Origin of the sequence: Ignavigranum ruoffiae (assembly GCF_900110675.1) — a bacterium.
Lineage (GTDB): Bacteria > Bacillota > Bacilli > Lactobacillales > Aerococcaceae > Ignavigranum > Ignavigranum ruoffiae.
The window spans coordinates 170,379-193,947 of record NZ_FOEN01000001.1; the positions used below are offsets into that span (position 1 = coordinate 170,379).

General features: G+C 41.9%; 17 protein-coding genes. 14 read left to right on the forward strand and 3 right to left on the reverse strand.

Annotation, left to right across the window (positions count from 1 at the left end; all coding sequences use genetic code 11):
• Position 1: 1 nt before the first annotated feature.
• The 9 genes from BMX34_RS00805 (at position 2) to BMX34_RS00850 (ending at position 10,987) form a co-directional block, all read left to right on the forward strand.
• Positions 2 to 1,471: a S41 family peptidase gene (locus BMX34_RS00805; RefSeq protein WP_092569798.1), complete on the forward strand. Its 1,470-nt coding sequence runs from the start codon at positions 2 to 4 to the stop codon at positions 1,469 to 1,471.
• A gap of 316 nt (positions 1,472 to 1,787) precedes the next feature.
• Positions 1,788 to 2,645: a ribosome biogenesis GTPase YlqF gene (gene ylqF, locus BMX34_RS00810; protein ID WP_092569800.1), complete on the forward strand. Its 858-nt coding sequence runs from the start codon at positions 1,788 to 1,790 to the stop codon at positions 2,643 to 2,645.
• Positions 2,632 to 3,402, forward strand: a complete 771-nt coding sequence (locus tag BMX34_RS00815) for a ribonuclease HII (RefSeq protein ID WP_092569802.1) — start codon at positions 2,632 to 2,634, stop codon at positions 3,400 to 3,402. The genes ylqF and BMX34_RS00815 overlap by 14 nt, the downstream gene beginning before the upstream one ends.
• 56 nt (positions 3,403 to 3,458) lie before the next feature.
• Positions 3,459 to 4,373 carry a DNA-processing protein DprA gene (gene dprA, locus BMX34_RS00820; protein WP_092569804.1) on the forward strand — a complete coding sequence of 305 codons (915 nt, stop codon included), beginning with the start codon at positions 3,459 to 3,461 and terminating at the stop codon, positions 4,371 to 4,373.
• 84 nt (positions 4,374 to 4,457) lie between these two features.
• A complete protein-coding gene (gene topA, locus BMX34_RS00825) occupies positions 4,458 to 6,518 on the forward strand; it encodes a type I DNA topoisomerase (RefSeq protein WP_092569806.1) in 2,061 nt (686 codons plus the stop codon).
• Positions 6,519 to 7,208: 690 nt separating this feature from the next.
• Positions 7,209 to 8,138 carry a tyrosine recombinase XerC gene (gene xerC / locus BMX34_RS00835; RefSeq protein ID WP_092569810.1) on the forward strand — a complete coding sequence of 310 codons (930 nt, stop codon included), beginning with the start codon at positions 7,209 to 7,211 and terminating at the stop codon, positions 8,136 to 8,138.
• The gene (hslV, locus tag BMX34_RS00840) at positions 8,135 to 8,662 is read left to right on the forward strand and encodes an HslVU peptidase proteolytic subunit (RefSeq protein WP_092569812.1); all 528 of its coding nucleotides are present in this window, start codon (positions 8,135 to 8,137) and stop codon (positions 8,660 to 8,662) included. Before xerC ends, hslV begins: the two co-directional genes overlap by 4 nt.
• Before the next feature lie 10 nt (positions 8,663 to 8,672).
• Positions 8,673 to 10,070 carry an ATP-dependent protease ATPase subunit HslU gene (gene hslU / locus BMX34_RS00845; protein WP_092569814.1) on the forward strand — a complete coding sequence of 466 codons (1,398 nt, stop codon included), beginning with the start codon at positions 8,673 to 8,675 and terminating at the stop codon, positions 10,068 to 10,070.
• Positions 10,071 to 10,087: 17 nt separating this feature from the next.
• Positions 10,088 to 10,987: an aldose 1-epimerase family protein gene (locus BMX34_RS00850; RefSeq protein ID WP_092569816.1), complete on the forward strand. Its 900-nt coding sequence runs from the start codon at positions 10,088 to 10,090 to the stop codon at positions 10,985 to 10,987.
• 54 nt (positions 10,988 to 11,041) lie between these two features.
• On the opposite strand, the gene plsY is transcribed toward BMX34_RS00850, so the two are convergent.
• Positions 11,042 to 11,731: a glycerol-3-phosphate 1-O-acyltransferase PlsY gene (gene plsY / locus BMX34_RS00855; protein WP_092569818.1), complete on the reverse strand. Its 690-nt coding sequence runs from the start codon at positions 11,729 to 11,731 to the stop codon at positions 11,042 to 11,044.
• Between the two features lie 132 nt (positions 11,732 to 11,863).
• Between plsY and parE the strand changes: the two genes are divergently transcribed.
• The 3 genes from parE to BMX34_RS00870 all read left to right on the forward strand — a co-directional run bounded on the left by parE (position 11,864) and on the right by BMX34_RS00870 (position 17,437).
• A complete protein-coding gene (gene parE, locus BMX34_RS00860) occupies positions 11,864 to 13,945 on the forward strand; it encodes a DNA topoisomerase IV subunit B (protein WP_092569820.1) in 2,082 nt (693 codons plus the stop codon).
• Between the two features lie 29 nt (positions 13,946 to 13,974).
• A complete protein-coding gene (gene parC, locus BMX34_RS00865; RefSeq protein WP_092570285.1) occupies positions 13,975 to 16,446 on the forward strand; it encodes a DNA topoisomerase IV subunit A in 2,472 nt (823 codons plus the stop codon).
• A gap of 61 nt (positions 16,447 to 16,507) precedes the next feature.
• Positions 16,508 to 17,437, forward strand: a complete 930-nt coding sequence (locus BMX34_RS00870) for a manganese-dependent inorganic pyrophosphatase (RefSeq protein WP_092569822.1) — start codon at positions 16,508 to 16,510, stop codon at positions 17,435 to 17,437.
• Positions 17,438 to 17,509: 72 nt separating this feature from the next.
• On the opposite strand, the gene BMX34_RS00875 is transcribed toward BMX34_RS00870, so the two are convergent.
• On the reverse strand, positions 17,510 to 19,222 hold the full coding sequence (locus BMX34_RS00875; RefSeq protein ID WP_092569824.1) for an Rqc2 family fibronectin-binding protein: 1,713 nt from the start codon (positions 19,220 to 19,222) through the stop codon (positions 17,510 to 17,512).
• Between the two features lie 361 nt (positions 19,223 to 19,583).
• Here BMX34_RS00875 and BMX34_RS00880 point away from each other — a divergent pair, with 361 nt between their 5' ends.
• Positions 19,584 to 21,467: an ABC transporter substrate binding protein gene (locus tag BMX34_RS00880; protein WP_092569826.1), complete on the forward strand. Its 1,884-nt coding sequence runs from the start codon at positions 19,584 to 19,586 to the stop codon at positions 21,465 to 21,467.
• Positions 21,467 to 22,243, forward strand: coding sequence for an ABC transporter ATP-binding protein (locus BMX34_RS00885; RefSeq protein WP_092569828.1), 777 nt, complete (start codon positions 21,467 to 21,469; stop codon positions 22,241 to 22,243). The genes BMX34_RS00880 and BMX34_RS00885 overlap by 1 nt, the downstream gene beginning before the upstream one ends.
• A gap of 7 nt (positions 22,244 to 22,250) precedes the next feature.
• Here the strand turns inward: BMX34_RS00885 and BMX34_RS00890 are convergent, their stop codons facing one another.
• Complete coding sequence (locus BMX34_RS00890; protein WP_159428804.1) at positions 22,251 to 23,420, reverse strand: AraC family transcriptional regulator; 1,170 nt, start codon at positions 23,418 to 23,420, stop codon at positions 22,251 to 22,253.
• Between the last annotated feature and the right edge of the window lie 149 nt (positions 23,421 to 23,569).

Sequence of the window (23,569 nt, forward strand, 5' to 3'; positions counted from 1 at the left end):
GATGAGTAAGCGAAGACCAGCAAAGAAATTCATTCTTTGGCTCATCGTGATGTTGACGATGATCGTGACCCCTGTTCAAGGGATTCAAGCTCAAGGAGGATTGGATTGGCTTTTTGGTAATGAAGGTCGGGCGAGTCAAGAACTGTCAGATAAGGATTTACAGATGTTAAATGATTTGTACCGAAATCTCAAGGGCTTATATATCGAAGATATTCCTAAGGAACAACTTTTAGAAGGGGCAATGAAGGGCATGGTCTCAGCCTTAGGCGACCCTTATTCTGAATTTCTCAATGCCGAAGAAAGTCAGGTCTATGAAGAGACAGCCGAGGGATCATTCTCTGGAGTGGGAATTCAATTCATGGCAAATAATGGTGTGATGACTGTCATTTCAGCCGTGGATGGAACGCCAGCGAGTAAAGCAGGTATTCGACCTAATGATGTCATTCTGAAAGCAGACGACCAGGAATTGACCGATATGGACACCCAAGAGGTTATCAACTTAATTCGTGGCCCCGTAGGTAGCGAGGTAACCTTGACGATTCAACGCGCTGATCAGACTTTTGATGTCACCTTGACTCGTGAAGAAATTCCGATAACAACGGTAGATGGTGAGATCGATCGCCAAGATAAAGAAATCGGCAAGATTAAGATTAGCCAATTCAATGGCACAACCTATGATGAGTTGGTCGAAACTGTCGAACAATTGAGACAAAAAGGAGCCAAGCGCTTTGTCTTTGACTTGCGTTACAATCCTGGTGGACTGCTAGACCAAGCCTTGGAAATCTCCAACATGTTTCTAAAGGATGGCGATGTTATTATGCAAATGCAAGAAGGGCAGGCTAAGGCAATCTCCTATCAAGCCAGTGATAAGGATTATGGGGATTTCCAAATTAGCGAACCTTATGTCCTCTTGGTCAACGAAGGATCGGCCAGTGCCAGCGAAATCCTAACTGGAGCAATTAAAGAAAATACCAAGGCACCGATTGTTGGGGTAACTACCTTTGGTAAAGGATCTGTCCAAACCTTCACCAACAGTAATAGTCTGGGAGAACTTAAAATCACCTTTGCCAAATGGTTGCTACCTTCAGGAACCTGGATTCATGAGACCGGGATTGAACCGACCGATCAGGTCGAAGCTGCCTCAGTTGAAACAGCCATATTGATTAATCCTGAAAGCACTTTGAAACTGGGTGAAGTCAGTCCAGAGGTTGAAAGCTTGGGATTGAGTCTAGAAGCTTTAGGTTATCTGAAAGAGCCTAAGAAATACTTTGATGAACAGATGGAAGCTGCAGTGAAAGCCTTCCAAAAAGACCACGATTTAAAAGAGACAGGTCAAGTTGAAGGAGAAACCACTCAAATTCTGACTGAACAGATTCGTGATTACTTAGAAACTCATGATAAACAGTATGAAAAGGCTGTTGAAATTCTCAATGAATATGCTGGACAAGAAAAAGAGCAAGAGGCAGCCTAATGTTTCGACTATGAAATTCATCATTTGCAATATAATTGCTTAAGAAAATTCGCATTATGGGATTAGCTCGCTAGGTTGATAGCGAATCCTTAAGGCAACTTAAAATTTTATCAGATCCACGCTTCAGACCGAATCGTTAAGCTGGCGACTAGGAGAAGAAAGGTGGATCTTTTTTTATGATGTGTGCTGAAGCGTAGCTAATTCTGGGAGGTTTCAGTCGATAGATTGAAGCCCTAGTTTTGCAGAATTGGATGATTGATTCATTAAATTTATTTCACAGGTAATATTTTATGCAGATTAAGAGAGGATGAAAGAGATGGCACGAACTATTCAATGGTTTCCGGGACACATGGCTAAAGCGCAACGTGAAGCTAAAGAAAAAATGCAATTAGTGGATGTTGTGCTAGAAATGGTGGATGCTCGAATTCCCCAATCCAGTCAAAATCCCGTAGTTCAAGAAATTATTGGTTCAAAACCCAATATTCTGGTCTTAAATAAAGCGGATATGGCCGAAGCAAAGTTGAACCAAACTTGGATTGAATATTTTCAAGAACAAGGGCGACAAGCGATTGCCATTGACGCCCAACATAATCGAGGCCTTAAGCATCTACAACAAGCGATTAAAGATCAAATGGCACCGGTGTTTGAACAAAGAAGGCTAAAGGGAATTAAAGACCGACCGATTCGCTTGATGATTCTGGGAATCCCCAATGTAGGAAAATCAACTTTAATCAATCGATTCGTCGGTAAGAATCAAGCGATTACCGGAAATAAACCCGGAGTCACCAAAAAACAACGCTGGCTCAAGTTTGCTAAAGAATTCGAACTCTTGGACACTCCAGGGATTCTCTGGCCTAAATTCGATGACCCGGCCGTAGGGATAAAATTAGCGATTACCGGAGCAATCAAAGATGACTTGTTATACCATGATGATTTGGCGCTTTATTTGCTTGAGACCTTGGTGAAGTATGCTCCCCAGCGCTTAGCAGAGACTTATAAAGTAAATCAGTCAGAGATAGAACAATTATCGACCGTCGATTTATTGCTACTATTGACTGAGAAGTTAGGCTTTAAAGATGATTATGACCAAGCTAGTCAAAAAATTATCCAAGACTACCGACAATTAAAATTGGGGCAGCTAACACTAGACCGGGTGACCTATGGCGACGATTAAAGAAATTAAAGAAATACTTGTCCAAATTAATCGGCTTGACGATCCAAGACTTGCAACTTTCAGGAAGGACTCGCGTAAAGGTGTATCTAAATTAGTAGATCAACGCATAAAATCAATTAAAGAGTTAATCAAATTAAAAGAAGAACATTCAAAAAGACAAGAATTCGAAATTAAACTCTATAACGAAGGAATCAATTGGATTGCAGGCCTAGATGAAGTTGGTCGGGGCCCGTTGGCTGGTCCTGTGGTAGCGGCGGCAGTTATTTTACCCCGAGATGTTGAGTCTTTAATCGGTATTGATGATTCTAAAAGACTAAATGCTAAGAAACGCCAGAAATTGGAACATGCTATCCAAGAGATTGCCTTAGATTATGCTTATGGGGTGGTCGATAATGATGTCATTGATCAAGTAAATATTTATCAAGCAAGTAAATTAGCTATGTTATCAGCTCTCAATCAGTTAAAGTTAAAACCTGATCACTTATTAATTGATGCCATGGAATTAAACAGTCCGATTCCGCAGACTTCGATGATTAAAGGGGATCAAAGATCAGTATCGATTGCCGCAGCCGCGATATTGGCTAAAGAATATCGTGACCGCTTAATGGGTGAATTGGACCAACTATACCCACACTATGATTTCAAGCATAATGTGGGTTACGGAACGGCCCATCATATGCAAGCCCTTAAGGATTTTGGACCCTGTCCAATCCACCGGCGAAGTTTCGCACCGGTAAAATCATTCGGCAATGATTAATATCTAACTCGATCTTGTTAGGATGAGTGTGTATCTGTCCCTTTGGGTGATATCAAATGAATATTTCTTTAAAGGAAGAACTTATCTTAATGCAAATGACTGGTTTCTCTTATAAGTCTCGCTATAATTATTGGCAGTGGCGGATAAAGCAAGAAACCAATGACGAAAGCTTCTTTCCCTGCTTTATACAGCGTTTGTACCAGTTCTTTAAAGCTGATCTGCAATGCTTAGATAAGATTAAACAAGTGAGTCAATTCTCTGCTTGGTCGCTGCTAAGAAGTTGGCAAGCTCAATCGCTCATGATTGGTGAACCAGCCTATCCGAAACTATGGTATGAAATTAATCAACCTCCTTTGATTATATATTATCAAGGTTGCTTGCCTATCTTAGCTAAACCACTGATTAGTATCGTTGGCACAAGGCAGATTACATCTTATGGTCAGGAAATTTGCCAGAGACTTGTCCAATCAATCATTGAGTGTGGCTGGGTATGTGTCTCTGGACTAGCAAAGGGGATTGATGCCTGTGTCCATCAAACGGCATTGAGTTATCAAGATCAATCGACCATTGCAATCATTCCCTCGGGTTGGGACAAGATATATCCAAGCGCTCATCAGTCGCTAGCAGATCATCTGCGGGCCAAGCATTTGGTTCTGAGCGAATTCTTACCCCATTGGCCTGCACGGAAGCATCAATTTATTATGCGCAATCGCTTATTAGCGGGTATCGCGCCGGTAACCTTGGTGATTGAAGCTGCCAAGCGGAGTGGGAGCTTAATTACGGCTAACTTTGCCTTACAAGCTAATCGGGAAGTGATGGCGCTTCCGGGGCGAATTACGGATAAACAAGCCCAAGGATGTAACCAATTGATTGAGGCCGGTGCTTGCCCCATCCTATCGGTAGAACAAGTATTAGATGAACTCTCTTCCTTAATGTACCGGCAAGGCTATTTGAAAGTAAATCAGGAATAAATTAATAAAAAGAGTTTGACAGATCTTTAACTTTCATCTAATATAGGGGCAATTTCAAATATATAATAGAAAGGATGGGACTCATTGGCCTATAAAAACTTAGTGATTGTTGAGTCTCCCACCAAAGCCAAAACAATCGATAAATATCTAGGAAGAAATTATAAAGTGGTGGCCAGTAAGGGTCATTTGCGTGATCTACCTAAGAGTAGAATGGGTGTCAATCTGGATCACCAATTTGAACCTGACTATATCACGATTCGGGGACGCGGCGATACGGTTAAAGAGTTAAAGAAACTAGCCAATAAAGCAGAACACGTCTATCTGGCAGCCGACCCGGACCGTGAAGGGGAAGCCATTGCTTGGCATTTGAATCATTTATTATCTTTAGATGAGACGAGTAAAAATCGAGTCGTCTTCAATGAAATTACCAAAGAAGCCGTTAAAGAAGCTTTTAAACAACCGAGACAAATTGACTATGATTTGGTCAATGCTCAACAAGCCCGACGCATCTTGGACCGCATTGTGGGCTATTCCATCTCGCCATTATTATGGAAGAAAGTTAAACGAGGCTTGAGTGCTGGCCGGGTACAATCGACCACGCTTAAGATTATTATTGACCGTGAAGAAGAGATTCGTAACTTCAAACCGGAAGAATATTGGACCCTACCCATTAAATTTAAGAAAGGCCGGAGCCAATTCGAGGCCAATTTCTATGGACTAGATGGTGAGAAGGTTGATTTGAAGTCTGAAGCCGATGTTAAGAAGATTGAAGAGAAATTAAAGCTAAAAGAAACATTCGAAGTCAAGAATCTGGTTGAAAAAGAACGTAAACGGAAAGCTTTAGCGCCTTTTACTACTTCAACCCTTCAACAAGAGGCTTCGAATCGATTGAACTTTAGAACCGGCAAGACGATGATGATTGCTCAACAGCTTTATGAAGGGATTAACCTAGGTAAAGGATCGGTCGGTCTAATCACTTATATGCGTACTGATTCGACACGAATTTCGGCCAATGCCAAGACCGCAGCTCAAGCCTATATTAAGGAGAACTATGGTGCCGAGTACCAAGGGCCTGGTCAAGGTGGAACGCATCAAAAAGGGGCTCAAGATGCCCATGAGGCGATTCGTCCTTCGGATGTCAAGCTGGCTCCTGACCAAATTGCTGATAAATTAAGCAAGGATCAGTTGCGACTGTATTCTTTAATTTGGGCTCGTTTTGTAGCCAGTCAGATGGCAGACGCCGTCTTTGATACGGTTCGAGCAGATATTGAACAAAATGGCGTCCAATTCCGGGCTAACGGTCAAAGAATTAAATTTGAAGGCTTCTTAAAGGTCTATCACTTTAGTAAACCCAAGGATAATATTCTGCCAGAACTGGCTCAAGGCGATCTGGTTAAAGCTGTATCAATGGAAGGGGAACAACATTTTACCCAACCGCCGGCTCGATACAATGAGGCTAGCCTAGTTAAGACTCTGGAAGAATTAGGAATCGGTCGTCCTTCAACCTATGCGCCAACCTTAGAAACACTTCGTAAAAGATACTATGTCAAGATGGTTGCCAAGCGCTTCGAACCGACTGAATTAGGTGAGATTGTCAATAGTATCATGAAAGAGTATTTCCCGGATATTGTAAACACCGACTTTACCGCCGAAATGGAGCAACAGCTCGATGATATTGAAATTGGTAAACGTGAGTGGGTAGCTGTCCTCAATCAATTCTATCAGCCATTTGCAGATGAATTGGATAAGGCAGAAAATCAAATGGATAAGATTGAAATTAAAGATGAACCTGCTGGATTCAAATGTCCCGAATGTGGTAGCGATATGGTGATTAAGATCGGCCGCTTTGGCAAATTCTATGCATGTTCCAATTTCCCTGATTGTCGGCATACCGAAGCGATTGTTAAGAAGATCGGTGTCACCTGTCCTAAATGTGGCCAAGGCGATGTTGTGGAACGCAAATCAGCGAAGAATCGAATTTTCTATGGGTGCAGTCGATATCCTGACTGCGATTTCGCTTCTTGGGATAAACCGATTGGTCGTAACTGTCCGAAATGTGAGCATTACTTAGTAGAGAAAGTCAGCCGTAAAGGCAGTCAAGTCGTATGTAGCCATTGCGATTATAAAGAAGATTTGCTAAATTAATAAATTGACTTTGGCTCTTTGTCAATGAGCGTTGCTATATCGATGAAGGCGATTGAACAAATCAATCGCCTTTTTATGTACACTTTTTTAGGTTTAACGGTGGCTATGTTGATTGTTAAATCTGCCATCAAAATTGGTTTTTACTAGGAATTGGATTAATCGTTCTTTTTGCTGTAGTATTTAAATTAGGACAAGAGCTTTGGCACAAATTTCAGATCCATCATTAAAATCTAGCCACTGTGTATAATTTTTAAACAACATGAGGAGGAAATACTGTGTGGAAATCCGCGCTCAATAAAATGTTATGGGGTCTATTAGTGATTTTTGCCTTTAGATTTTTTTCGGATATGTTTACAGGGACGCCATTTAATCCTCAGTGGTATTTGACTGCTTTTCTCATTATTTTAGTAACTACACTTATTAGCACTGAAGCTATAATTTTATACAAACGGCATAAGCATTGAATTTTGCCTCCTACTTATATTTTGATTCTTGATTTCCGTTAGATTCGTTTGATAGCGAATTTAGCGGTTTTTCTTATTTTTCAAAATCATATTTCTAACTTGATGAACCGGGATAAGACTGCCTTTGAAAATAAAATCCTTCTTCTTAGATTCACAGAAATTTCCTGTGATTTCTGTCAGAATATGATAAGATAGTAGACAGATTTAAGGAGTGGGTCTAATCGAGATGGATCATTATATTCATGATTTTATTAACTATCTTCGGGTTGAACGGCGCTATTCTGAACGGACGGTCGAAGCCTATCAGAAGGATCTAAGTCAGTTCCATGACTTTCTTCGCGGATCGGGTGGCGGAGAACTGCAAGAGATCGCCTATCAAGATATCCGACTTTATTTGGCCCATCTCAGTGAGAAGGGGATGCAACGGACTTCGATTGCCCGTCATCTCTCGACTTTACGCTCATTTTTTCGTTATGCTTTGAGTCAGGACCTGATCCAAGATAATCCAGTAGATTTGATTCAATTTCAAGTCAAAAAGCAACACTTGCCCGACTTTTTCTATAAAGATGAAATGGAAGCATTGTTTGCAAGTTTCGACCAGGTGGATTATGCTAATAAGTCAAGGGACTTGGCAATTTTGGAGCTGTTTTATGCGACAGGGATGCGGGTGAGTGAACTCTGTCAATTGCAATTAAATCAGTTGGATTTCCAGGTTCAGCTGGTTCGCGTTATTGGTAAAGGGAATAAAGAGCGAATTGTTCCAGTAGGGGATCAAGCCATGGCTAGACTTCAAGAATATATCGATACTTTAAGACCACAATTATTAGCTCACAAGCCGGATCCAGACAATCATACCGTATTCTTATCAGATAAGGGGCTACCGATTCAAGCCCAACAAGTTCGCTATATTCTCCAGAGTATCGTCGAGCGCAGTGCTTTACATCTACAAATTCATCCACATAAATTGAGACACACCTTTGCCACCCATTTATTAAATCATGGAGCTGATCTACGTAGTGTCCAAGAATTATTAGGCCACGAAGATTTGAGTTCCACTCAGATCTATACCCATATCTCTAAACAAGAACTGCGGAAATCATATTTGGCAGCGCATCCGCGGGCCCAAAGACAAAGAAAGAAGGATAATGATTTATGACAACAATCTGTGCCGTAAAGAAAAATAACCAACTCGCGATGGCTGGGGATGGTCAAGTTACCCTCGGTGAGACGGTAATTATGAAACAAGGTGCGAAGAAATTACGACGAATCTATAACGATCAAGTTGTGATTGGCTTTGCTGGGGGTGTGGCCGATGCCATTACCCTATCTGAAATGTTTGAAGATAAGCTTAAACAATATAACGGACAGCTTTCTCGTGCCGCCGTCGAAGTAGCCAAACAATGGCGGACGGACCGCAGTCTGCAGAAACTCGAAGCCTTATTGATTGTAATGAACCAGGAAGAATTACTTTTGGTGAGTGGGACGGGTGAAATCATTAGTCCCGATGATGGAATCTTGACCATTGGTTCAGGTGGGAATTATGCCCTAGCGGCTGCTCGAGCCTTAGTACGTAATTCTGAAACCTTATCTGCCGCTGAAATTGCCCGCCAAGCATTGACAATTGCTAGCGAAATTGATGTCTATACCAATAATCAGATTCTAGTAGAATCTTTTGACTAGGAGGGATGATATGTCATTAAGTCCAAGAAAAATTGTTGCCGAACTCAATAAATATATTATTGGTCAAGATGCCGCGAAGAAATCCGTTGCCATTGCCTTACAAAATCGGATCCGCCGCTTGAAACTGGATGCTCAAATGCAAAAGGAAGTTAAACCTAAGAACCTACTTATGATTGGCCCCACGGGGGTCGGAAAGACAGAGATTGCCCGACGTCTAGCTGATATTGCTCAAGCTCCGTTTATTAAAGTTGAAGCCACCAAGTATACAGAAGTCGGTTATGTCGGTCGAGATGTGGAATCCATGGTTCGTGATTTGATGGAGAATGCGATTCGCATCATTAAGAAACAAAAGCATGAAGAAGTCCGCGATCAAGCTGAGAATCTAGCCATCGAGCGGCTGGCTAAAGCACTAAAACCCGGTCGTAAGAAGGCTAAAGCGACGCCGAATGTGCCAGCTGGACTGGGTGGTTTGACTGAGATGTTTAAGCAATTTGGCGGTGAAGGGGTTCAAGAAGAAGAGGAAGAAGTGACCGATGAAATTGCAGCGACCCGTCGACAAATCCGGCAACAAATCCGGCAGGGTCTATTGGATAATACCGAAGTGACGATTCAGCTAGATGAGAAGAAATTACAAATGACCAGCCTCAATCCAGCCATGGAACAAATGATGGATTTACAAGATTCGCTCAATGCTTTTAAACCAAAGAAGAAGATTGAACGCACTGTGACGGTCAAAGAAGCGCTGAAATTATTAACCGAAGAAGAAGCGGATAAGTTGGTCAACCAAGACGATATTCATCAAAAAGCCCTTGCCTTAGCCGAATCTTCTGGTATTATTTTTATCGATGAGATGGATAAGATAGCTTCTCAAGGTCAAAATTCGGGCGAAGTTAGCCGCCAAGGGGTGCAGCGTGACATTTTGCCAATTGTTGAGGGCAGTGCCATTCAAACGAAATATGGTATTATTCAAACGGACCATATTCTCTTTATTGGTTCGGGAGCTTTCCATGTGTCTAAACCTTCCGATTTGATCCCTGAATTGCAAGGGCGTTTCCCAATTCGGGTTCACCTAGAAGATCTTAAAGAGGAAGATTTCCGGCGTATCTTAACTGAACCGGAGAATGCTTTGGTTAAACAATATCAAGCTTTACTGACGACCGATGGGGTTGATTTGCGCTTCACGGATGATGCGATTACCACCATGGCACGCTATGCCGTCAAACTCAACCAGGAGAATGATAATATTGGTGCCCGTCGCTTACACACCATTCTTGAAACGCTTTTGGAAGATTTATTATTCGAAGCCACTGATATGCAGATGGGCGAGATAGAGATTAATCAATCTTATGTTGAGAACAAATTAGAAAACATTATCGAAAATAGAGACTTAAGTCACTATATTTTATAAAAACAGGAGGCTTGCAGGTGATCATTCTTGAAAACAAAGAGCTAATGGTGACCATTAGCGAAATGGGGGCAGAAATCCAGTCAATTATTCATAAAGATTCCGGCCATGAGTTTATCTGGCAGGCCGATCCCAAACATTGGAATCGGTCGAGTCCAGTCTTATTTCCCAATGTAGGGACCTTTAAGGATAATAGTTATACTTATCAAGGAATGGAATATCAATTAGGCCGTCATGGATTTGCGCGTGACTTAGAGTTTACCGTGCAGAATGTCTTATCTCATTCGGCGAGCTTCTATTTGAAGAATTCGGCGGAAACCCTGCAGTATTATCCATTTGAATTCTCTTTACAAATTTCATATATCCTCTTTTATAATCAAATTACGGTGTCTTATGAAGTCCTAAATCCTTCTGAGAAACATGATTTGTATTATAGTATTGGCGCCCATCCGGCTTTCAACGTAGCGCATCGGCGCAATATTCGGGGTCAAGAAGAATTTGATCAGGTGGCGATTGAAATTCAACCAGAAGGGCATTATTTGCGTATTCCTTTAAATCGAAAGGGCTTGACCCGGCAACGGCGGGCCAAATATGAGAAAGCCGGCTATCATGAGTTGAAGCACCTTGATTTCAAACAAGATGCAATTATCTATCAAATTGGTCAACAAACTTCAGTGACCCTCCATGATCCAGAGAATCATGCCCGGGTTATCCTCAAACCCCATCAAATGGAATGGCTAGGAATTTGGTCTACTTATCCGACCTTTTCGCCTTTTGTCTGCTTAGAACCTTGGGCGGGTATTGCCGATGATGAAGCCAGTGATGGGAACTTAGTGCACAAACAAGGCATTCGCCTAGCTAAGCCCCACGAAATGATGAATCATAGCTATACCATGGATTTTGTCATGGATGAATATTAAAAAAGCGCGAGGCGACCATTTCTGGCAGTCTCGCGTTTCTTCATGTATGACGGATTAATTACGTTTCTTAATCATCTCTTGGATTTTGCGCAAGAAACCATCTAAGAAACCGAGTTGACGATGATAGGCGAGTCCCCAAGAAATCATCGGTTCTTGTCCGGTTCTCAAGCGTTGAATATTGGCTCGGTGACGGTAAACCATTAATAAATAGATGACGAAGAAACCAAGTTTAAAGACGGATAACGGATGAGAAATGATAATATAAAGGGTAGCGGCCCCATAGCTTAGTAAAGCCGAGAAACTCATCAAACTCGTCACATATAAAATTAAGAACAGACAAATCACTTGGGCGAGGGCTAACGGGAAATTAATGGCCAACAAAGCACCGATCGAAGTAGCCACCATCTTACCTCCTTTGAAATTGGCAAAGACAGGGTAGGCATGGCCAATGACACAGGCTAAGGCGGTAAAGATTATAATTTCTGGCTGGTCTTTAAAGAACAAACTCGCTAAAGATACGGGGATCCAGCCTTTAAGCACATCGATTAAGGCTACAATTACAGCAGCCTTGAGGCCGAAGTTGCGGCCGATGTTTGTCGATCCGCTATTTCCACTGCCTAGATGACGGATATCAATTTTATGGTTGGCTAAGGAATACCAAACCCCAGTTGGCACAGAGCCTAACAAATAGGACAATAAGATAAAAATTAGACCTAAAAATGAAAAATTAAAATTAGTATTCATAAGACCCTCCTTAGTATGGTATCATTTTATCATATTGACATAAAAAGTACTTCATAAATAAATAAAAACTATAAGAAATTCATACCTTTTTGCTAAATAAGGTAAATTTAATGACTGAGTAGGAGTGACTCCATGGTAGTCGATAACACGCTGAATAGCTATAATGATGACGCCATACAAATTCTAGAAGGCCTGGACGCAGTTCGTAAACGTCCAGGTATGTATATTGGTTCAACGGATCAACGAGGCTTACACCATCTCATCTATGAGATTGTAGATAATGCAGTCGATGAAGTCTTATCCGGCTTTGCTGATTCGATCCAAGTAATTCTCCATGAGGATGGGAGTATTGAAGTAGCAGATAACGGTCGGGGGATGCCGATTGGTCAGCACGAATCTGGCGTGCCGACCATCCAAGTCATCTTCACCATCCTTCATGCTGGTGGTAAATTTGGTCAAGGCGGCTATAAATCTGCTGGTGGTCTCCATGGGGTGGGGGCCAGTGTGGTTAACGCCTTATCTTCTTGGTTAACAGTGGATGTTCAACGGGATGGCTATAATTATCGCATGACCTTTAAGAATGGTGGCCATCCCCAAGGCAAACTCGTCAAAACCAAGATCAATAATAAGAAGGTTCATGGTACTCAGGTACGTTTTATGCCTGATGCGGAAGTCTTTGGTAAGCGGACCGTCGATTATGAAGTCATCAAGGAGAGAATTCGCGAATCGGCTTTTTTACTGAAAGATCTGACCATCTCGATTGAAGACCGCCGTCAACCCGCGGAAGAAGAAGGATCATTTAAATCTGAAGTCTTCCATTATGACCAAGGACTGGGGGATTTCATTGGCTATTTAAATGAAGAAAAAGAAGTCTTAGGGGAAATTGGCCTGTTCTCGACAGAAGTAGACGGTTTTGAAATTGACTTTGCCTTTCAATATAATGACGGTTATTCGGAAACCATTCTTTCTTTCGCCAACAATGTCCGGACAAGTGGGGGAGGAAGTCATGAAACAGGTCTAAAATCCGGCATGACCAAAGCTTTCAACGATTATGCGCGAAAAGTTGGCCTCTTGAAAGATAAAGACAGAAATTTGGAAGGATCTGATGTACGGGAAGGCTTAACAGCTATTATCTCAATTCGGGTACCCGAACAATATCTGCAATTTGAAGGGCAAACCAAAGAGAAACTAGGAACTCCTAAGGCGCGGTCACTGGTGGATAATGCGATTTATGAATTTCTGACCTTGTATTTAAATGAGAATGGTAATTTCTCTCAAATGATTCTAAAGAAAGCCATCCGTGCTCGGGAGACCCGCGAAGCTGCCCGTAAGGCTCGGGATGCTGCCCGATCTGGTAGTAAGAAATCTCAGCAAGAACGCTTAATTTCTGGTAAATTAACCAAAGCTCAGTCTAAGGACACGAGCAAGAATGAGTTATATTTGGTCGAAGGAGATTCGGCTGGTGGCTCAGCTAAATTAGGTCGCGACCGGCGGTATCAAGCGATATTACCTCTGCGTGGTAAGGTCATTAATACTGAAAAAGCATCGATCCAAGATATTATGAAGAATGAAGAGATTAACACCATGATTTATACAATCGGCGCTGGCGTAGGGGCTGATTTTAATTTGGCTGATGCGAATTATGACAAGATTATTATTATGACGGATGCGGATACTGATGGGGCTCACATTCAGGTTTTATTATTGACTTTCTTTTACCGATATATGAAGCCATTGCTGGAGGCGGGTCGAGTTTATCTGGCTATGCCGCCCTTATACAAAGTATCTAAGGGCAAGGGTAAGAAAGAAGTGATTGAATATGCCTGGACGGATGAAGAACTGACCGACAAAATTAAATTAGTCGGTAAAGGCTATCAATTGCAACGATACAAAGGTTTAGGAGAAATGAATGCTGAACAATTGTGGGAAACAACCATGAATCCAGAAAGTCGCTTGTTAATCAGAGTAACGATTGAAGATATGGCCATGTCCGAACGACGCTTGACCACCTTAATGGGGGCCAAAGTTGATCCGCGGAGACAATGGATTGAAGAACATGTCAAATTTACCTTAAATGAAGAAGATACCTTGTTGAATGCCAAGAGCCAGGATGCCACAGAGAAGATTACGGCTCAAATCGAAGATGAATCGGCATCAAAATCTATTCAACCGGCGGATCTTCAGCTGAACTTATTTGGGGAGGAGGATGAATAGTGCCTGCGCATCAAGAAAATATTCAAGAAATGTCTTTCTCCAATGTGATTGGAGACCGTTTTGGTCGGTATTCAAAATATATTATTCAAGACCGGGCGTTGCCGGATATTCGTGATGGGTTGAAGCCGGTTCAACGTCGAATACTTTATGCGATGTATCGCGATCGCAATACCCAGGATCATCCTTATCGGAAATCGGCGAAGACGGTCGGGAACGTGATTGGGAATTATCATCCTCATGGGGACACTTCGGTGTATGATGCCATGGTCCGGATGAGTCAATCATGGAAGAACCGAGAACCCTTAATTGATATGCATGGGAATAACGGGTCGATGGATGGTGACCCTGCTGCGGCCATGCGTTATACTGAAGCTCGTTTGACTGCGATTGCTGCGGAACTCTTAGAAGATATTGATGCGGAGACCGTCGATCACGCGCTAAACTTTGATGATAGTTTAGAAGAGCCTGTTGTTTTACCGGCTAAATTTCCTAATCTCTTAGTCAATGGAGCCACTGGAATCTCAGCCGGTTATGCTACCGATATTCCACCGCATAATTTAAGCGAAGTGATTGATGCCCTTATCTATCTTTTGCAACATCCGACATGTAAGTTAGCTGACTTATTGAAATTTATCAAAGGGCCTGATTTTCCTACTGGAGCCATTATCATGGGCGCTAAAGACTTAGCCGAAGTCTATCGGACAGGTCGAGGCAAAGTGGTGATGCGTGCCAAGACCGAGATTGAACCCCTTCGTGGTAATAAGTCACAGATTGTAGCGACTGAATTGCCTTATGAGGTCAATAAATTGAAATTAATCCAACGGATCGATGAAATTCGCTTGCAAGGTAAGATTGAGGGGATTGCTGAAGTGCGCGATGAATCTGACCGCAAGGGACTCAGAATTGTTGTTGAATTAAAACGTGATGCCGATAGCGACGGTATTTTGAATTACTTATTAAAGAATACCGATTTACAAATGAATTATAACTTTAATATGGTGGCCATCCACGAGAATCGACCGATTCAGGCCAGTCTACCTATACTCTTGCAGGCCTACTTAGGTCATCGCCAAGAAGTTATCCGACGCCGGACCCAATATCAACAGAAAGTCGACAGCAAACGGCTTCATATTGTTGATGGACTGATTCGACTGGTCTCGATCTTAGATGAAGTCATTCAAGCGATTCGAGCTAGCCAGAACAAGCAGGATGCCAAAGAGAATCTTCAAAAGAATTTCGATTTTACCGCTCAACAAGCCGAAGCAATCGTCAATTTACAACTGTATCGTCTGACCAATACCGATATTGTTGACTTACAGAATGAACGCTTGGAACTCAATGAGCGCTTAATGATGTACCAACAAATTCTAAGCCATGAGAAAGTGCTGAATAAAGTCTTAATTGATGAATTAAAGGATATTAAGAAGCGTTATGGCAGTCCACGCCTGACTCAAGTAGAAGAAGAGGTTGAAGAAATCTCGGTAGATACTAGTCTCTTAGTGACCGAGGAATCGGTAGTGGTCACCGTGACCAAGAATGGTTATTACAAACGGACCAGCCTGCGATCCTATCAATCTTCAGATATAGATAGTATTGGTGTGGCAGATTTGGATCAGCTGATCTTTGCCCAAGTCTTGTCGACCTACGATGCCTTAGTAATGATCACGACTCAGGGGAATTATATCCATATTCCTGTCTATGAACTCCCTGAAATTAAATGGAAAGATATTGGTGTCCATCTTTCCCAGCATTATATATTGGCTGAGAATGAAAATATTTTGGCGGCCTTTGTCGGGATCGGTGGCATTGAAGATCCGGAAAAAGAGGTCACTCAACCCATCGAAGATGAACTATTATTAACCAGTCAGCAAGGGATGACCAAGCGGATTAAGCTGAGTGATTTGACAACTTATCGAAGTTATAAGTCACGGACCAGTCAAGCCATGGTCTTAAATTCAGGCGACCAATTAGTTTCCGCTGATCGGGTTAAGGCTGAGGGCGATCAAGAAGTCTTGATATTAACCCATCGATCTTATGTCATCCGCTATCCCTTAGCCGAAGTTTCTTTATATGGGCCAAAGGCCAAGGGTGTCAAGGCGATCAATCTTAAGAAAGATGACTATATCATCGCTAGCACCGTCATCAATTCAATCAATGAGCAAACAAGTGTGATGATATTCACCCAAAAGGGACATATTAAACAATTTAAGCCGGAAATCATTCCGCTAACCAAAAGAGGCGGACGGGGCTTACTCCTCTTAAAAGAATTGAAACGAGATCCTCATCGTGTGCTCTATGCCAGCCCATTATATCAGCCTCAAGATCAAGTCAGAGTCTTGGGCGATACAGGCCAGGATATTTACTTGAGCCAGGCTGATGTTCCTTTATCAGAACGTTTAAGCAATGGTTCAAGCCTGACTAATCTTGCCCAATTGGGTCAAGTCATTGCCTTTACGACTGATCCTTTGAAGGCCCTAAAGCAGAGTGAGAATATTTCTTAAGTTTTCATCGGGCACTAAATAGTGTAAAATATGTATGTAAATTAATTTAGGAGGCATAAGAATGACAAAATATTTAGTATTTGGCCATAAAAATCCGGATACCGACGCAATCAGTGCGGCGATTGCAATGAGTTATTTCCTAGAGAAGTCGGGTGAAGAAGCTGAACCCGTTGCTTTAGGTTCAGTGAATGATGAGACAGCCTTTGCTTTGAAGAAATTTAACTGTGAAGCTCCACGGGTCGTGAGTCAAGTCAGCCAAGAAGTTAATCATGTGGCTTTAGTAGACCATAACGAACCGCAACAATCGGTAGAGGACCTGGGTCAAGTTCAAGTTGATTACGTGGTTGACCACCACCGTATTCAAGGATTTGAAACAGCGCAACCTCTTTATTATCGAGCAGAACCGATTGGCTGTACGTCAACAATATTATACAAGCTCTTCAAGGAACACGATTTTGATATTCCGCAAGCGATTGCTGGCTTGATGCTTTCCGCGATTATTTCTGACACCTTACTCTTTAAGTCTCCAACCTCAACTCATCAAGATAAAGATGCGGCTGTGGAATTGGCTAAGATTGCCGATGTGAACTTAGAAGAATATGGTCTCGAACTATTGAAATCTGGAACCAATTTAGACAGTAAGTCAGAGGCAGATATAGTGAATGGTGATGCAAAGAACTTCACTATGGCTGGGCGTAATGTCCGCGTCTCTCAAGTCAATGTTGTTGGCTTCGACGATATTCTAACCCGTAAAGATGCTGTATTAACCCAAATGAAAACGGATATGGACGCTTACAACTATGACTTATCCTTATTAGTGATTACTGATATTTTGGAATCGACTTCCTTAGGATTGGTCCAAGGTAAAGATGCTGAATTCATTGAGAAAGCTTTTGCGGGTCAAATTTCAGACCAAGCAATTAGTTTGCCAGGCGTGGTTTCTCGGAAGAAACAAGTCGTTCCTCAATTAACTCAAGCTTTTGAACAATAAAAGTATTAATCATTAAATAGAAGAAAGCCAAGCTCCGTGATGAATGACATCCATGGAGTTTGGCTTTTTGAATTAGAGCTGATCCATTTGTTCAAGTTGTTGAACCAATTCGCTTTCGGGTGTGGCATAATAAGTGGTCTGTCCTTCATAAATGACAAAGCCAGGCTTTGCACCATTGGGCTTGCGCAGATGTTTAACCTGTACCGCATCAACTGGGACATTGGCTGAATCTTTAGCCCGAGAGAAATAGGCGGCAATGGCAGCCGCTTCTTGAAAACTTGTCGAACTTGGTTGACTATTGGCAATGATGACATGGGCGCCCGGAATATCCTTGCTATGTAACCACCAAAATTGCTTATTGGATTTCTTAAGGCTAAGCTCATCATTTTGCCGATTATTCCGTCCCACATAGATGTCATCCCCATCTGAGGATTTAAAGTGACGAGGTTGGGATCCAGTTTGAGCGCGTTTTTTAATCGAAGATTTCTTGCGCCGTAAGTAATGTTGTTCAATGAGTTCATCTTTGATATCTTCAATATCGGTCAAGTCAGCCTGTTCGACTTGGAGGAGAATCCCTTCAAGGTAGGCATTTTCAGCTTGAGTGATCGCTTTTTGACGGTCAATATATTTTAAGGAATCCCGGTACTTGGCATAGCGTTTGAAGTAGGCTTGGCTGTTCTCGATGGCAGATTTACGAACATCGAGGGCAATCTCTAAGGGCTCGTTATCTTGATAGTAATTAGGTAAGGAAACTGAACTTTCTCCTTTATGAATATCATGGGCATAGGCGGCTAGCAGTTCTCCAGCGATGCGATAATTTTCAGCGTTCGCTGCCACTTGACGATCTTTGTTAAGTTTTTCCAATTTTTTGTGATTCCGGTTCAAGACTTGTTTGATCGTTTGTAAGATATCGCCTGAAAGTTGCTGAACGCGGTCATGGTGGACCCGGTGTTGATAGTAACGATCGACCAGGCTTGATAAGGAATCGAAGCCCTGACCAGTTTCCTCTAAATAATCTAAGGCCATCAAATAATACAGAGGTTTAGTTCGGTCTAAGTACAAAGTAGGTTGGCCATCTTGAACTTGTTGGCGAAAAGCTTGCAAAGCGCGGTAGGGGCTAAAGGCTTGCGCTTGTAGCCAATAGCTTAATTGCTGCTTTCCTTCTCTGCCTAAGCCTTGAATGACCTGATTTGCTTTGCCTGCTTTGATCGTTTCGCCATGTTTGAGAGCGAAAGTTAATAAGTCGTCTTCTGACATAGCAAGAATATTCTCTTGTTGATCTTGGCTCGGTGGAAATCGATAGTTAGCCCCGGCCTGTAGACTCCGGTAAGAATTCAGCGAAGCGGGAACATGTTTGATACAATCAATAATCACTTGTTTCTGGCTATCAACGAGAACGATATTTGAATGGCGACCCATTAATTCAAAAATCAGTTGATAAGGCCGACGGTCGCCTAATTCATCTCGACCGCTCAGTTCAAAGATTACAATCCGATCGTTGTCGACTTGACGAATATCGAGAATGGTTGAATTTTCGATATGTTTACGTAATAGCATGTTGAACATGGGCGCTTTTTGGGGATTAGCCGGGCGTTCCTGACTTAGATGGAGGCGATAATAGACGGGATGAATCGATGCTACCAAGCGCGAATTTTTGCCTTGGGCTCGAATCTGTATATGTAATTCCTGTTCAAACGGCTGGTATATTTTATGAATTCGACCCTTTAATAATTGTTGCCGAAGCTCTTCAACCATCACATGCGTAAAAAATCCATCAAAAGACATTCAATCACTCCTTAGTGAAGTATAAGCATATAAATCATAGCATAATAATAAATTGTATTAGGGTTAAACCATCCTTAATCATGAATTGAGACTTGACTCTACTGTTAAAGATGGTATGATAAAATCAATTTAAAGAAAGGGGCAAGGTCCATGTCTACAACAAATACATTATATATGAACTGGCAAAGCTGGCATAGATAGGTTGTAAACTTGGACATTCCATGGATACAACCCAGTTTTTGATGAACTGAATTGTATCTATGTGGCTCATCATAGTTTACCACATAGGCAGGCACTATGTGGTTATTTTTATACTAACCCATGGTGTGGGTTAGTATTTTTTATTAGAAAGAAGGATTTTATGAAGGCCCTTAAGAAACTATTCATTGCTTGCGCTCTATTATTATCGTTAGTTGTTCCACCGACTGTTTCAGCCCAGCACCAGAATAGAGAAGATTTAAAGATTGTGATTGTTCAGTTGGTTACTCACCCATCTTTAGATGCCATTCGTCAAGGTTTTATCGAAGAATTAGATCAGCAGGGTTACCAGACTGGCCAAGATTTAACCCTAATTGAATTAAATGCAGAAGGGGACATGAACCTCTTAAATACTTTAGCGAAACAAGCGGTCCATGAAGAACCAGACTATATTATTGCCATCACAACGCCCGTGGCCCAGGCTATTCAGAAAGTGACCACAGATTTTCCAGTAGTTCTTGCTGGGATTACTGACCCTGTGGGTGCTGATTTAGTCGATCGCTTGGAAGAACCCGGCGGAAATATTTCAGGAATCAGTGATTTAATTCCGATTGAAGCACAGATTGACTATATTCAGGAACTGTATCCTTCAGCCAAGACCTTGGGCTTCATCTATTCGCAAGGTGAAGATAACTCAGAAGCAGAAGTCCGTCGTGCCGAACAAGCAGCCCAAGCTAAGGGATATTCTGTGGTTACCCAAGGTATTAGTTCAGCGATTGATATGCAGAAAGTGGCCCAACAACTTCTAGGTCAAGTGGATGCCGTGTATGTGGGTTCAGATAATACCATTGCCAGTGCCTTTGAAAGCTTAGTCAAAGAAGCGGATAAAGTGCATAAGCCTATTTTCTCACCAGTTGAACCGATGATTGAACAAGGAGCTTTGGCCGGGTTAGCGATTGACCAGAAAGAAATTGGTCAGAAATCGGCCCAATTCTTAATCCGTCTTGAAGATCAAAATCTGGATATTGGCCAACAAGCAATTGAAATGATGGAGAACTATCGACCGATGGTCAATGAGCAAGTGGCTAAGAAATATTTACAAGACCAGGTTTCACCTGAACGACCTGCGAGCGGCCAGGCATCCAGTTTCAGACTTTATTTAAATGCGATCGGTCAAGGTTTGCTGTGGGCTATCATGGGCTTGGGACTCTTCATTAGCTTTAGAATCTTGAAATTTGCCGATCTGACTTCTGAAGCTTCCTTTACCATTGGTGCTGCCACCAGTCTAGTCCTCTTACGGCAAGGCGTTCATCCCTTACTGGTCATTCTCTTAGCCATCTTGATGGGGAGTCTAGCAGGACTTATGACAGCGATTTTGATGACTGCCTTTGATATTCCCGGCCTGTTAGCGAGTATTATCAGCTTAACCGCCCTATATTCAATTAATTTGCGTTTAATGGGGCGACCTAATCTCAGTCTTCGAGGGGCTCCTTCAATTTTTGAATTATTGGGAAATTTCGGTATTAGTGGATTAAGTAGTATCTTTGTCGTGGGTATTTTGGTCTCGGCAGGGCTTATCTTCTTTCTAATCAGCTTCTTCCGCACGGATGTGGGCCAAGCCTTAATTGCGACCGGGGATAATGAATTAATGGCTAAATCTCTAGGAATTCACGTGAATCAGATGAAAGTCTTAGCCTTGATGCTATCCAATGGCTTTATCGCCTTATGTGGGAGTCTGGTCAGCCAGAATAATGGCTTTGCTGATGTTTCGATGGGAACCGGAACCGTGGTTATTGCCTTATCAGCCATTGTAATCGGCGAGGTTGTGATCCACCATGAGATTACCTTAGCTAAGCGGTTAGCTGCCATCGTCGTTGGCGCGATTATTTATCAATTAATCTTAACCTTTGTCTTACAACTCGGTTTCCAACCCAATGATTTTAAATTAATTTCTGCCTTAGTTCTGGCCTTATTCTTAGCTTTGCCCAAATTACGGCGCAAACAGAAAGATTACTTGGCCAAAATTAAACAAGGAGGTCGCATTTAATGGCAACTTTGCGTATAAATCATCTTCATAAGTCCTTCATCAATAAATTTGGCGAACGGATTGCCGGTCTCCATGATATCAATCTAAGGGTTGGGGAAGGAGAGATTGTCGGTATCGTCGGTACTAACGGGGCCGGCAAATCGACCTTAATGAATTGCTTGACGGGACAAATTCCGATCGATTCTGGTCAAATATTTATCGATGAAGAGCAAGTGGATCGCTGGGGACAAATCAAACTGGCCAAGTATATTGGCCGAGTCTTTCAAGACCCGCGCCTAGGCACAGCGCCACGGATGACTGTCTTTGAAAATCTGATGCTAGCTAAGAAACGGGGCCAGGCTAGAACTTTAAAACGGTCTTTGACACCAACGAATTATCAAGAGCTTCAGGACTATTTAAGTCAATTTCATTTAAATCTTGATCAACGCTTAGACCTGCCGATTGAGAATTTATCCGGTGGTCAAAGACAGATTATTGCCTTGATGATGGCAACCTTACAAAAACCTAAAATATTGATCCTCGATGAACATACGGCCGCTTTAGATCCTCGAACAGCAAAACAGGTTATGCAGATGTCTTATCAGATGATTCGTCAACTGAATTTAACTAGTTTTATGATCACTCACCAACTGCAAGATGCTTTAGACTATTCCGACCGTTTGTTAGTGCTTCACCAAGGACGAATTGTAAACCAATATGCTAAAGATGACTTAGCGTCCTTAACCACAACTGATTTATTCCGTCGTTTAGAAGAATTGATGGAGACGGATCGCTAAGCCCTGATTAATGATTGATACTTTTGGCGTAAGTCGATGGACTGACCCCAAATTCCTTGCGGAAGGCACGGGAAAAGTATTGAATCGAGCCATAACCCAGCTTCTCGGCAATTTCGGTAATCGATTGGCTAGTATGTTGCATTAATTCTTTGCTGCGTTGCAGACGAATTTGATTAATAAATGTTTTTGGCGAACAATTTGCCTGACTCAGGAAAAGATTCTGAACTGTTGAACGCGATAAGTCAAAATGCTTCACCAAATCTGCGACTTCATTCCGTTCTTCAATATTTTCCTTGAGGTAAGCTACCATTTCTTTAAATAAATCATTCTCGTAATTGGACCGCATTGATGAAAGGGCAGTATTCTGTCGGTCTTTCTCATGACGTAAGGAACGGATGAGGAAATTATAGATAAAATTTATCAACTTATCTTTAAAATAAGAGCTCTGTTCAACTTGCGAGGTTTGAATTTCTTGAATTTCCTTCAGCAATTGATTATCATGGACAAACAGTCTTTGAACCTGGTTATATAATTGCTTATCTAAGCCTTGACAAGCGAAGGTAAAGGTTAGGATTTTGGCTTGCTTACCCGTTAGATGGTGGATACTCGCTTTTTGTTGCGGATAGGTCAAGAAAGCTTGACCCTGATCCAATTCAAGATGGTGATTTAATAAATCGAGTTGGATGCCCCCCTCGACGACCATTATCAAATTAAATGATGAATGATCTAGTATCAACGGAGGATGGTGGGGCAATAATTCAGCGGATCCGACACTGTAGAGATTGTCTATCTGCAAGTGAGGTGTCCAATCCTGAACACTAATCGCTTTAAGACGGCTATATGTTTCTGGCATATCTTTATCTTGAGCCTGTAGAAAAATCGTACATTCAGGCGTTAAGGCAATCGTATTGAAGTAAACCCCAGCAGGGACTTGAATCGATCCGCTGAGAATGTAGGCCTTAAGCCCCACCAATTCATCAGGTCGATTAGTCAAAATAATTAATGCCTGGCCCATGTTCGCGCTGACATAGACAGGTTGTTGAAATTTAAAGAGGATATGGGTAGAATGCTTCTTGATGGTTAATAAATATTTATTGGACCAGGAAAGTCCCTTCTCTTGGGGATTAATCACTGAAAATAAGCTGTTCTGTGTTTCTTTGTTGGTAAATAGGTACATAATTAATCCTCCTTTACTAATTATATCCATATTATCCTTAATAAGGATAAATTGCTAGTTTTATTAATAAAGACAACATTTTTGCAAGCAAAATTAGGCTTGCGCCCCTCAAGTTTTTAAAGTATTATACTCAAATAGTAATGAACGAT

What these genes read in the sequence shown, in the direction of transcription:
- parC (WP_092570285.1), top strand. Translation starts at nt 13,975, where the DNA reads ATGTCTTTCTCCAATGTGATTGGAGACCGTTTTGGTCGGTATTCAAAA.
- hslU (WP_092569814.1), top strand. Translation starts at nt 8,673, where the DNA reads ATGTCATTAAGTCCAAGAAAAATTGTTGCCGAACTCAATAAATATATT.
- BMX34_RS00890 (WP_159428804.1), bottom strand. Translation starts at nt 23,420, where the DNA reads ATGTACCTATTTACCAACAAAGAAACACAGAACAGCTTATTTTCAGTG.
- ylqF (WP_092569800.1), top strand. Translation starts at nt 1,788, where the DNA reads ATGGCACGAACTATTCAATGGTTTCCGGGACACATGGCTAAAGCGCAA.
- BMX34_RS00815 (WP_092569802.1), top strand. Translation starts at nt 2,632, where the DNA reads ATGGCGACGATTAAAGAAATTAAAGAAATACTTGTCCAAATTAATCGG.
- parE (WP_092569820.1), top strand. Translation starts at nt 11,864, where the DNA reads ATGGTAGTCGATAACACGCTGAATAGCTATAATGATGACGCCATACAA.
- BMX34_RS00880 (WP_092569826.1), top strand. Translation starts at nt 19,584, where the DNA reads ATGAAGGCCCTTAAGAAACTATTCATTGCTTGCGCTCTATTATTATCG.
- xerC (WP_092569810.1), top strand. Translation starts at nt 7,209, where the DNA reads ATGGATCATTATATTCATGATTTTATTAACTATCTTCGGGTTGAACGG.
- BMX34_RS00870 (WP_092569822.1), top strand. Translation starts at nt 16,508, where the DNA reads ATGACAAAATATTTAGTATTTGGCCATAAAAATCCGGATACCGACGCA.
- BMX34_RS00875 (WP_092569824.1), bottom strand. Translation starts at nt 19,222, where the DNA reads ATGTCTTTTGATGGATTTTTTACGCATGTGATGGTTGAAGAGCTTCGG.
- BMX34_RS00805 (WP_092569798.1), top strand. Translation starts at nt 2, where the DNA reads ATGAGTAAGCGAAGACCAGCAAAGAAATTCATTCTTTGGCTCATCGTG.
- BMX34_RS00885 (WP_092569828.1), top strand. Translation starts at nt 21,467, where the DNA reads ATGGCAACTTTGCGTATAAATCATCTTCATAAGTCCTTCATCAATAAA.
- dprA (WP_092569804.1), top strand. Translation starts at nt 3,459, where the DNA reads ATGAATATTTCTTTAAAGGAAGAACTTATCTTAATGCAAATGACTGGT.
- hslV (WP_092569812.1), top strand. Translation starts at nt 8,135, where the DNA reads ATGACAACAATCTGTGCCGTAAAGAAAAATAACCAACTCGCGATGGCT.
- plsY (WP_092569818.1), bottom strand. Translation starts at nt 11,731, where the DNA reads ATGAATACTAATTTTAATTTTTCATTTTTAGGTCTAATTTTTATCTTA.